Source organism: Thermus tenuipuniceus (assembly GCF_002964845.1).
Lineage (GTDB): Bacteria > Deinococcota > Deinococci > Deinococcales > Thermaceae > Thermus > Thermus tenuipuniceus.
The window spans coordinates 1-10,005 of the sequence record NZ_KZ672979.1 but is presented as its reverse complement, the minus strand read 5'-3'; the positions used below and the strand labels follow the sequence as shown (position 1 = coordinate 10,005).

The 10,005-nt window shown below is 64.2% G+C and carries 13 protein-coding genes and 1 pseudogene; 8 read left to right on the top strand and 6 right to left on the bottom strand.

Annotated elements, in window-relative coordinates:
• Nucleotides 1-135 precede the first annotated feature (135 nt).
• From C2847_RS06045 to C2847_RS06035, 3 genes are read left to right on the top strand one after another with little or no spacing between them, the layout of a single operon-like run.
• Nucleotides 136-1,425 carry an ABC transporter substrate-binding protein gene (locus C2847_RS06045; RefSeq protein ID WP_105317552.1) on the top strand — a complete coding sequence of 430 codons (1,290 nt, stop codon included), beginning with the start codon at nt 136-138 and terminating at the stop codon, nt 1,423-1,425.
• 56 nt (nt 1,426-1,481) lie between these two features.
• Nucleotides 1,482-2,357: a carbohydrate ABC transporter permease gene (locus tag C2847_RS06040; RefSeq protein ID WP_105317551.1), complete on the top strand. Its 876-nt coding sequence runs from the start codon at nt 1,482-1,484 to the stop codon at nt 2,355-2,357.
• On the top strand, nt 2,354-3,196 hold the full coding sequence (locus tag C2847_RS06035; RefSeq protein WP_105317550.1) for a carbohydrate ABC transporter permease: 843 nt from the start codon (nt 2,354-2,356) through the stop codon (nt 3,194-3,196). The genes C2847_RS06040 and C2847_RS06035 overlap by 4 nt, the downstream gene beginning before the upstream one ends.
• Nucleotides 3,197-3,202: 6 nt before the next feature.
• Here the strand turns inward: C2847_RS06035 and C2847_RS06030 are convergent, their stop codons facing one another.
• Together C2847_RS06030 and C2847_RS06025 are read right to left on the bottom strand one after the other, a co-directional pair.
• A complete protein-coding gene (locus C2847_RS06030) occupies nt 3,203-3,523 on the bottom strand; it encodes an FUN14 domain-containing protein (protein WP_164835648.1) in 321 nt (106 codons plus the stop codon).
• 36 nt (nt 3,524-3,559) lie between these two features.
• Nucleotides 3,560-4,111 (bottom strand): HD domain-containing protein, encoded by a 552-nt coding sequence (locus C2847_RS06025; RefSeq protein ID WP_105317549.1) that lies wholly within the window; start codon nt 4,109-4,111, stop codon nt 3,560-3,562.
• A 16-nt stretch (nt 4,112-4,127) separates the two neighbouring features.
• Between C2847_RS06025 and ispF the strand changes: the two genes are divergently transcribed.
• Both ispF and C2847_RS06015 read left to right on the top strand, forming a co-directional pair.
• Complete coding sequence (gene ispF / locus C2847_RS06020; RefSeq protein ID WP_105317548.1) at nt 4,128-4,586, top strand: 2-C-methyl-D-erythritol 2,4-cyclodiphosphate synthase; 459 nt, start codon at nt 4,128-4,130, stop codon at nt 4,584-4,586.
• Nucleotides 4,579-5,175 carry a trimeric intracellular cation channel family protein gene (locus tag C2847_RS06015; RefSeq protein ID WP_105317547.1) on the top strand — a complete coding sequence of 199 codons (597 nt, stop codon included), beginning with the start codon at nt 4,579-4,581 and terminating at the stop codon, nt 5,173-5,175. Before ispF ends, C2847_RS06015 begins: the two co-directional genes overlap by 8 nt.
• Nucleotides 5,176-5,214: 39 nt before the next feature.
• On the opposite strand, the gene C2847_RS06010 is transcribed toward C2847_RS06015, so the two are convergent.
• Nucleotides 5,215-5,886, bottom strand: a complete 672-nt coding sequence (locus C2847_RS06010; protein ID WP_105317546.1) for a tetratricopeptide repeat protein — start codon at nt 5,884-5,886, stop codon at nt 5,215-5,217.
• A 90-nt stretch (nt 5,887-5,976) separates the two neighbouring features.
• Here C2847_RS06010 and C2847_RS06005 point away from each other — a divergent pair, with 90 nt between their 5' ends.
• The 3 genes and pseudogenes from C2847_RS06005 to C2847_RS13035 all read left to right on the top strand — a co-directional run.
• On the top strand, nt 5,977-7,443 hold the full coding sequence (locus C2847_RS06005; RefSeq protein WP_105317545.1) for a tetratricopeptide repeat protein: 1,467 nt from the start codon (nt 5,977-5,979) through the stop codon (nt 7,441-7,443).
• Nucleotides 7,444-7,570: 127 nt separating this feature from the next.
• A pseudogene (locus C2847_RS06000) lies at nt 7,571-8,160 on the top strand (SAM hydrolase/SAM-dependent halogenase family protein); the annotation flags it as partial.
• A gap of 1 nt (nt 8,161) precedes the next feature.
• Nucleotides 8,162-8,325 (top strand): SAM hydroxide adenosyltransferase (locus C2847_RS13035; protein ID WP_425275078.1); only part of this gene is annotated, 164 nt, incomplete at its 5' end.
• On the opposite strand, the gene surE is transcribed toward C2847_RS13035, so the two are convergent.
• The 3 genes from surE to C2847_RS05985 form a co-directional block, all read right to left on the bottom strand.
• Nucleotides 8,273-9,022, bottom strand: a complete 750-nt coding sequence (gene surE / locus C2847_RS05995) for a 5'/3'-nucleotidase SurE (RefSeq protein ID WP_105317544.1) — start codon at nt 9,020-9,022, stop codon at nt 8,273-8,275. The genes C2847_RS13035 and surE overlap by 53 nt on opposite strands.
• A gap of 55 nt (nt 9,023-9,077) precedes the next feature.
• On the bottom strand, nt 9,078-9,284 hold the full coding sequence (locus C2847_RS05990; protein WP_105317543.1) for a cold-shock protein: 207 nt from the start codon (nt 9,282-9,284) through the stop codon (nt 9,078-9,080).
• A gap of 121 nt (nt 9,285-9,405) precedes the next feature.
• Nucleotides 9,406-9,873 (bottom strand): FKBP-type peptidyl-prolyl cis-trans isomerase, encoded by a 468-nt coding sequence (locus C2847_RS05985; protein ID WP_105317542.1) that lies wholly within the window; start codon nt 9,871-9,873, stop codon nt 9,406-9,408.
• Nucleotides 9,874-10,005 lie beyond the last annotated feature (132 nt).

Below are 10,005 nucleotides of genomic sequence, written 5' to 3'. Positions count from 1 at the left end.
GCTATTTCCTGTTCCCCCTCATCCCCAGGAGGTAAAGGATGTCCGAACTTAGAGGGGGAGCTCAGCTTCTTGGGTTGACATCTTGGGGAGAGGAGTATATAATCCCCCCTGGAAAAGCTTCCATAGGAGGGCGATATGAGGCGTAGAGACTTTCTCAAGAAGGCAGGCGTGGGGCTCGCGGCCAGCTTTGTTCTTGGACCCGCAGCGGTGCGGGCTCAGGCAGGCCCTATCATCCGGGTGGCTGGAGACTCCACCGCGGTGGGCGAGGGCGGCCGCTGGATGAAGGAGATGGTGGAGGCCTGGGGCAAGAAGACCGGCACGCGGGTGGAGTACATCGACGCCCCAGCGGATACCAACGACCGCCTGGCCCTCTACCAGCAGTACTGGGCAGCCAAGAGCCCTGACGTGGACGTCTACATGATCGATGTCATCTGGCCGGGCATCGTGGCCCCCCACGCCGCCGACCTCAAGCAGTTCTTCTCCGAAGGCGAGCTCAAGGAGTTTTTCCCTCGCATTGTGCAGAACAACACCATCCGCGGCAAGCTGACCTCCATCCCTTTTTTCACCGACGCGGGCATCCTTTACTACCGCAAGGACCTCTTGGAGAAGTACGGTTTCAAAAACCCGCCCCGCACTTGGGCAGAGCTGGAGCAGATGGCCCAAAAGGTCATCGAAGGTGAGCGGAAGGCGGGTAACCGTGACTTCTGGGGCTTCGTTTTCCAGGGCAAGGCCTATGAGGGCCTTACCTGCGATGCCCTCGAGTGGATTTACTCCCATAGGGGCGGGCGCATCGTAGAGCCCGATGGCACCATCAGCATCAACAACGGCCGTGCCGCTCTGGCCCTGAACACCGTGCGCCGCTTTGTGGGTACCATCGCTCCCTCGGGGGTCACCAGCTATGCTGAGGAGGAGGCGAGGAACGTCTGGCAGCAGGGCAATAGCCTCTTCATGCGCAACTGGCCCTACGCCTACGCTTTGGGCCAGGCGGAGGGGAGCCCTATCCGCGGCAAGTTCGGGGTCACGGTGCTCCCCAAGGGCGGAGCCGATGCCCCCAACGCCGCCACCTTGGGAGGTTGGCAGCTCATGGTCTCCACTTACAGCCGCTACCCGAAGGAGGCTGCCGCCTTGGTGAAGTACCTGGCCTCCTACGAGGTGCAAAAGGACAACGCCGTGAGGCTCTCCCGCCTGCCCACCCGCCCTGCCCTGTACACCGACAAGGACGTCCTGGCCAAGAACGCCTGGTTCAAAGACCTCCTCCCCGTCTTCCAAAATGCGGTCTCCCGCCCCTCCGACGTGGCCGGGGCCAAGTACAACCAGGTGTCCGAGGCCATCTGGACCGAGGTGCATAGCGTCCTCACGGGGCGCAAGACCGGCGAGGCAGTGGTGAGGGACCTCGAGGGCCGCATCCGCCGCATCCTGCGCTAAACCCTTGCCTTTCCGGGGGGCCTTCAAGCCCCCCGGGTGGGTCATACTCAGGTATCATGCTCACCCAAAGACAGGTCCGCCTGGCCTGGTTCCTGGTCCTCCCCACCCTGCTGGTGGTGGCCCTGGTAGCCGGGTACCCCCTGGCCCAGGTCTTCTACTGGTCCTTCTTCAAGGCCGACATCGCCTTCGTGGAGCCTCCCCAGTTTGTGGGCCTGGAGAACTACCGCCTCCTCCTCCAGGACCCTGATTTCCGCCAGGCCTTATGGAACACGGTGAAGTTCACGGTGATCTCTGTCAGCCTGGAAACCCTCTTGGGTTTAGCCATTGCCCTGGTTATCCATTCCAACTTTAGGGGCCGGGGATTGGTGCGCACCGCCATCCTCATCCCCTGGGCTATCCCCACGGTGGTCTCCGCCAAGATGTGGCAGTGGATGCTCCACGACGTCTATGGGGTCATCAATGCCCTTGGGGTAAAGCTCGGCCTCCTAGCCCAGAAGGTGGCCTTCCTAGCCCGTCCTGAGCTGGTTCTGCCCGCCATCATCGCCGTGGATGTGTGGAAGACCACCCCCTTCATGGCGCTCCTTCTCTTGGCAGGGCTACAACTTATCCCCGAGGAGCTTTATGAGGCAGCCAGCATCGACGGCGCCACCCGCTGGCAGCAGTTTTGGACCATCACCCTCCCCCTCCTTACCCCCGCCTTGGTGGTGGCCCTCATCTTTCGCACCCTGGATGCGCTTCGGGTCTTCGACGTTATCTTCGTGATGAGTGGGGTGAACCCTGCTACCCGTACCCTGGCGGTCTACAACCGCCAGACCCTCATCGACTTCCAGGACCTGGGCTACGGCTCGGCTATTAGCGTGGCCATTTTGGTCCTCATCTTCCTCTTCGTAGTCTTCTACGCGCGCACCCTGGGGAAGGAGGCCCTTAGATGAAGCCACTTTCCCACATCCTGACCCGCACCCTCTTCTACCTTCTGGTGATCTTCGTGGTGGTCTACAGCGTCTTCCCCTTTTACTGGGCGGTTATCTCCAGTTTCAAGGCCTCGGACGCCCTCTTCGCCGCCGACCCCAGCTTCCTGCCCACGCCCTTTACTCTGGAGCACTACAAGAGCGTCTTCTTGCAGGCGAACTTCGGACGCAACCTGCTAAACTCCCTCCTCGTGGCAGGTGGGGCCACCCTGCTTTCTCTCGTCCTAGGAGTGCTGGCCGCCTACGCCCTAGGCCGCCTCCCCTTCCCTCCCCGGAACGCCGTACTCTATTTGGTCTTAGCCATGACCATGTTTCCGCAGATCTCCGTCCTGGGGGGGCTTTTCATGCTCCTCAGGCAAGCGGGCCTCTTCAACACCTACTTGGGCCTCGTCCTTTCCTACCTCCTCTTCACTCTACCCTTCACCGTGTGGGTGCTGGTGGGCTACTTCCGGGGGCTTCCCCGGGAACTGGAGGAAGCGGCTTACGTGGATGGGGCCACACCTTTAGAAACCCTTCTCCGCATCATGCTTCCCCTCACGGGGCCGGGGCTCGTGACCACGGGGCTCCTCTCCTTCATTGCTGCCTGGAACGAATACCTTTTCGCTCTGACCTTCACCGTGGGAAACAAGGTGAAGACTGTGCCCCCCGCCATCGCCAGTTTCGGGGGGGCTACCCCTTTTGAGATCCCCTGGGGCTCCATCATGGCCGCCAGCGTGGTGGTGACTGTGCCCTTGGTAGTGTTGGTCCTGATCTTCCAACAACGCATCGTGGCCGGGCTCACCGCCGGGGCGGTCAAGGGCTGAGGCCTTTCAGCCCGCCCGGAGGCCCAAAAGCAGACCCCCCACAAAGCTGGCCCCGAAGGGGAGGTTGTAGGTGAGGGTCCTGAGGAGTCTCTCCCAGAGGCTTTGCAGGCCCGGCTGCTGGAGGAGGGGCTCCACGTCCTTCTGGATGCGGGTCCAGTCCACCTGGACGTACCCGGCCTGGGCGAGGAGCTGGAGGGCCACGAAGAGGAGGCCGAGGCCGATGGCCAGCAGGCGGCCCACCTTTTTCAAGGCGTAGCCCACCGCATAGCCCGCCAAGCCACCGAAGGTCATCTGCCCCAGGTAGGGGGTAAGGTCGGGTAGCTCCACGCCTCCCACCCTAGCGGGAAAAGCGGGCAGGGGCAACTACCGAAGGCCCAGGAGTTCGGCCTTGTCCTTCATGGCCTCGAGGACGAAGGCCATATGCTCTTCCAGGGAAAGGCCCAGGTCCTCGGCCCCCATCCGGATCTCCTCCCGGTTCACCCCTCTGGCAAAGGCCTTGTCCTTGAACTTTTTCTTCATACTGGAAAGCTCCAGGCCCAGGATGGAGCGGTCCGGGCGCACGTAGACCGCGGCGGTGATCAAGCCCGTAAGCTCGTCCACCGCGAAGAGGGCCTTAGCCATCAGGGTCCTGCGGGGTACCCCGGTGTAAGAGGCATGGCCCAGGATGGCCTCCAAGACCTCCCCCGGGTAGCCCAAACGCCTCAGCTCCTCCACCCCCCGGTAGGGATGCTCCTCGGGGTACTTCTCGTAGTCCATGTCGTGCAGGACCCCGGCCATGGCCCAAAGCTCCTCGTCCTCCCCGAAGCGGCGGGCATAGGCCCGCATGGCCACCTCCACCGCCCGCATGTGCCGTCTCAGGGACTCGCTTTCCGTCCAAGCTTCCATGAGGGCTAGAGCTTCCGCAAAGCTCGGCATGCCCTAAAGTATAGCCATGCGCATCGGCTACGGAGAGGACAGCCATCGCCTCGTGGAGGGCCGGCCCCTTTACCTCTGCGGCTTAAAAATCCCCAGCCCCTTAGGGGCCCTGGCCCACTCCGATGGGGATGCCGCCCTGCACGCCCTTACCGACGCCCTCCTTTCCGCTTATGGCCTTGGGGACATCGGCCTCCTCTTTCCCGACACCGACCCCAAGTGGCGAGGAGCCCGCAGCGAGGTTTTTCTAAAGGAAGCCCTCCGCCTTGTCGAGGAAAGGGGGGGAAGGCTGATCCAGGTAAGCCTGGCCATCATCCTGGACCAGCCCAAGCTTTCCCCCTACCGGCAGGGCCTTCTGGAAAATCTCTCCCGGCTTCTTGGCCTGCCCCTGGACCGCATCGGCCTCACCTTCAAGACCTCGGAGGGCCTGGCGGTAGCGCACGTGCAGGCTCGAGCCATGGTGCTTTTGGATGGTTGAGGTCCTGGTCTGGCTGGGCACCCTGGTCTTCGCGGCCACCAGGGCCCTGAAGGGGGTGGAGAAGGGTTTTGACCTCCTCGGGGTCCTGGTCCTGGCCACGGTGACCGCGGTGGGGGGAGGCTCTATCCGCGACGTCCTGGTGGGCACCCTACCCCCTACGACCCTGAGCAACGAGCCCCTCCTCTGGAACGTGGTCCTGGCGGGGCTCCTTGTCTTCCGCTTCCACCCCAGGGTGCAGGTCCTAGAAAAGCCCATCTACTACCTGGATACCCTGGGCCTCGGCCTCTTCGCCGCCTTGGGGGCGGATCGGGGCCTCGAGGCGGGGCTTGGCCCCTTCGGGGTGGCCCTGGCGGGCACCCTCTCGGGGGTGGGGGGTGGGGTCTTAAGGGACGTGCTTTCGGGGGAGGTGCCCGGCATCCTCTACCGGGCAGGGGACCTGTACGCCTCCGCTGCTCTGGTGGGAGCCCTTGTGGTCTACGCCCTCTACGACACCCATCCGGAAGGGGCCCTTTTTGCTGGGACCCTGGCCACCGTGCTCTTGCGCATCTTCGGAAGGTGGCTTGGTCTTGGGCTCCCCACTCCGAGGTAAAACGAGGCCGGGCATGCCCGGCCCCTGAACTCCTTGGGTCTACCTCAGCTTGGCCAGCTCCTGCCGGGCCCTTTCTTGGTCGTAGCGGTCGGCGGCGGTCCTGGCGGGAAGGGCGAGGGCGGTTTCCAGCTGTTTTCTGGCCTCCTCCTTCTTGCCCCAGGCGGCAAGGACCTTGGCGTACTCCACCCGGTGGATGATCCCATCCGGCTCCAGCTCTATGGCCTTCTGCATGAGGGGCTCCACCCTCGAGCCATCCGCCCCCTGGGTGGCCGCCACCAGCCAGCCCTTCTGCACCAGCTCAAAGTGCCAGAGGGCCAGGGCCACCATGGCCCCGGCATGGTCGGGCTTGAGCTTTAAGGTCTTCTCCAGGTCGCTTCGGATCCTGGGGGCCAAGCCCTCCGCCAGGGCCTCGAGGATCCCCTTGAACTGGGAAAGCCGCCCCAGGGCCCGGGCCCGCTCAAAATAGCCCTCGGGGTAATCCGGAGCCTTGGCGATGGCCTGGGAGGCAGCCTTCTCCGCCTTTTCAAACCAGGTGCGCTTCTCCTCGGGCTTGGCCTGGTAAAGGGCGTAGAAGCTTGCCCCCTTGGCCGCCAGGGCCAGGGCCTCGGGGGTACCCAGTTTCAAGCCCAGCTCGTAGGCTTCCTGAAACCGCCCGGTATCCACCAGGGCCGACACCTGGGGGGCCTGGGCCAGGCCAGCAACCCAAACCATCGCGGCAAGTAGGGTTATCCAGCGCTTCATGGGTTTCACCCGTGGGGGATTATACCCGGTACAAGAGAGGGAGGGCGTAAACTGGAAGGCATGAGGCTTATTGGGGGATTGCTGGTTCTCCTGGGCCTACACTTCCTCTCTTCCGCTTTGGCCCAGGGAGCCGAAGAGTATTTCGCCCGTTGCCAGCGCCTATACCAAAGAGGAGCACTGGAAAGCGCCCAGGCCACCTGCGAGCTGGCCCTCACCAGCGATCCGGAGCACCGGCCAAGCCTCCTCCTTCTCGCCCGCATCCACCTGGAAAGGGGGGACCTCGCGCAGGCGGAAAACTACCTGGGGCGCCTGGGAGATGAGCCGGAGGCCCAGCTCCTTCGCGCCCGGTTGCTGCTGCAAAAGGGTCAAGCCGCCGAGGTGCTAAGGCTTTCCCTCCCCCAGGGGCCCGAGGCCAACCTCCTCCGGGCCATGGCCCTCGAGGCCCTCCACCAGTACGAGGAAGCCTTGAGGCTGGCCCAAGGCCTGCCCTCCACCCCCGAGGCACGCCTTTTGCTGTCCCGGCTCCATCTGGCTTTAGGAAGGCCCCAGGAGGGCCTGGCCATTCTAGGTTCCACCTTAAGGGAAAGGCTGGAGCGGGGCCGCCTCCTCTTTCTCTCAGGGAAGCCCGAGGAGGCCATCCCTATTCTGGAAGGGCTCTTGCCGGAACTTTCGGCCCAGCCCGGGCTGCAAGGCCAGGCCCTTTCCCTCCTGGCCCTGGCCTATCTGGGGCAGGGGCAGCTTGCCCAGGGACAGGCGGCCTTGAAGCAGCTTTCTGCCCTGGAAAACCTCCCGGCCCGCTTCCTGGCCCAGGCCTGGCCCTGGCTTCTCGTCTTCCTGGCCTTCTTGCTCCTGGTCCTCCTGGGGGAAAGCCGCATAGAGCCCTTGCGCACCCTCGAGGTGGTGGAGGATCCCCTGCCGGGGCCGGGAAGCCTTTACCTAACCCTCCTGGCCACCCTCCTCCTGGCCCTCCTCCTGGCCGCCTTCCTGGGCAAAACCCTTTTCGCCAACGCCCTGGCCCTCATCACCCCTTACCAGAAAGACTCGATCCTCCCCAGCTTTTACCTCTTCTATGGCCTTCTCCTCTTTGCAAGCCTCCTTCTCCAAAGGCCCTTCCGCAAGCGCCTTCCTGCCCCTTTAGGCCCCTGGTCCAGCTGGATCGAGGGGTTTTGGGTGGGGCCGGCCTTGGTCCTCCTCCTTTTCCTCTACGGGTGGATCCGGGAACCCTTGGGGCTAGGCACCCTCCCCTTAAACCTCCTCACCTTTTTGGGCCTAGCCCTCATGGAGCCCTTCTTCCGGGGCCTGGCCCCCCTGGTCCTTAAGGAACGGTACCGGGACCTTTCTCCCTACCTGACGGCCTTGCTTTTTGCGGTGGCCGTGCCCGGGCCCACCTTCCTTCTCCTCCTCCTGGGGGCGGGCCTCCTCTGGGCCAAGGAGCGGGCAGAGGGCACCCTGGGCCTGGGCTTGGGCTGGGTGGTGGCGGGGGTAATCCTGGCCCTTTTCCCCGCCGCCTGGCTCCGGAACTTCTGATGCCGCCCTATTTTGGCTTTGCCAGGGTGGGGGCCCCGGAAAGGACCTCCGGCAGGCGTCATCTCGCTGGGGCTTAGAGAACGAAAGAAGAAGATAAGGGTATAAAACCCCGTAGGCTAAGGGCAGGATGCACCCCGTCTTCTTTCTCTCCGATTTTGGCCTCGAGGACCCCTATGTGGGCGTGGTCAAGGCGGTGCTCCGGGACAAAGCCCCCGGGGTACCCGTCCTGGACCTGGCCCACGCCCTACCCCCCCAGGACCTGCGCCGGGCTGCCTACGCCCTTTTTGAGGCCCTCCCCTACCTGCCGGAACAGGCGGTGGTCCTGGCGGTGGTGGACCCTGGGGTGGGCACAAAGAGGCGGGCCATCGCCGCCCTAGGAAGGCGCTTTTACGTGGGGCCTGACAATGGCCTCTTCACCCTGGCCTGGCTTCTGGACCCACCCATCCGAGCCCACGAGATCACCCGCATCTCCCCCCCAAGCCCTAAGGGCATCCTCCCCTTGCCGGGCTGGGCCCCGGGGGGCCACACCTTCCACGGCCGCGACCTCTTCGCCCCCGCCGCGGCCCACCTGGCCCTGGGGCTGACTCCGGAGGAGCTTGGACCGGAGGTGCCTGCCCAGGACCTAATGCGCCTTCCCCTCACCCTCACCCCAGGCCCAGAAGGGGAGATCCTCACCTTTGACCGCTTCGGCAACGCCACCACCACCCTCCTGCAGGCNTGGGGATGGGGGAGGCGGTGGCCTACCTGGGAAGCGCAGGCCTCTTGGAGATCGCCCTCAACCGGGGAAACGCCAAGGAAGCCCTGGGGCTAAGGGAGGGGATGCCAGTGGTCATACTTCCTCCACCCAGCGGGCTACCTCCCTTAACAGATCCGCTGCTGTGAAGTCCAGGCTCACCGGGGTGATGGAGATGTAGCCCCGGCGCACGGCGTAGAGGTCCGTGCCCTCCTCCTCTTCCCCCACGGGGGTGCCGGCGATCCAGTAGTAGGGCCTCCCCTCGGGGTCCAGGCGCTCCACCACCCTGTCCTCCCAGTGGTGGGTGGAAAGCCGGGTGACCATGACCCCTTTGGGTACCCCCGCCGGGAAGTTCACGTTGAGGAGAACCCCCTTGGGAAGCCCCCTTCGCATCATCAGGCGGGCGATCCTCACCGCCCACTCCGCCGCCAGGGTGAAGTTGAGCTCCTCTCCCGAGGTGTCCAGGCTGAAGGCGATGGAGGGAATGCCCAAAGAAGTACCCTCCAAAGCCGCGGCCACCGTGCCCGAGTGGGTGAGGTCCAAGCCCAGGTTGACCCCGATGTTGATGCCGGAGACCACCAGATCGGGCCGGCCCAAAAGGTGAACGCCCAGCACCACGCAGTCCGCAGGAGTGCCGTCCACCCGGTAGGCGGGGATCTCCCCGAAGCCCGCGCTGGCGGTGTGCTTGAACCGTAGGGGCCGCCTCACGGTGATCCCGTGGCCCACCGCGGACTGTTCCACATCCGGGGCCACCACATAAACCTCCCCCAAAGCCCGCATGGCCAGGCCCAGGGCCTTGATCCCGGGGGAGAAGATGCCGTCGTCGTTGGAAACCAGGATGCGCATGGCTTAAGCCTAAAGCAAAAAGGCCCCCGAAGGGGCCTTTGGGCAGAAAGATCCTTTAGAGGCGGCGGACCCTCTTGGCCTGGGGGCCCTTGCCGCCCCGGCCGGCCTCCACCTCGAACTCCACCCGGTCACCCTCGTTCAGGGTGCGAAACCCCTCGGCCTCGATGGCCGTGAAGTGCACAAACACATCTGGACCCTCTTCCTGCTGTATGAACCCGTAGCCTTTTTCCGCGTTAAACCACTTGACGGTACCCTTCTTCATGCTTCTCCTTCATCCCGAAAACCCACCTGGCTTTCCAGGGACTCTTCACTATCCCACGGATTACCCAAAAAGTCAAGCCCCAAAGCACAAGGGGCCTTGGGGCCTGAGGGAGGCTTTGGGCTTAGTGGTGGTGCCCGCCCTCGTGCACGTGGCCGTGAAGGATCTCCTCGGGGGTAGCCTCCCGGACCTTCACCACCTCCACCTCAAAGTCCAGGTCCTTGCCCGCCAGGGGGTGGTTAAAGTCAATGGTCACCTCTTCCCCCTGGACCTCCACCACGGTGAGGGGCATGGGGTTCCCCTCCATGTCCTGGGCGTAGAACTGGGCCCCGGGCAGCACCTCCGCGTCCTCGGGGAAAGCGGAGAGGGGCACCACCTGGACCCCCTCGGGATCGCGGGGTCCATAGGCCTTGTCCGCAGGCACACGGGCCTGGAAGATCTCCCCCTCCTCGCGGCCTTCCAGCTCCTCCTCGAGGCCCCGGATCAGGTTGCCGTGCCCGTGCAAGTAGGAAAGCTCCCCCTGGTCCAAGACCTCCCCCTCCACCTGGAGGGTGTAACGGATGGTTACCACCTTGTCTTGTTCCACCTTCATGGTCACCCTTTCGCAAGCCAGGCTTGCTCCCCTTAGCCTAGCAGACCCGCCCCTTGGAGGAAAGGTGGTGTATTCGGCCACCACATTTGAGACACCTTGGGGAACCGACTCCCTCCGTATCTTAGCCAAGAA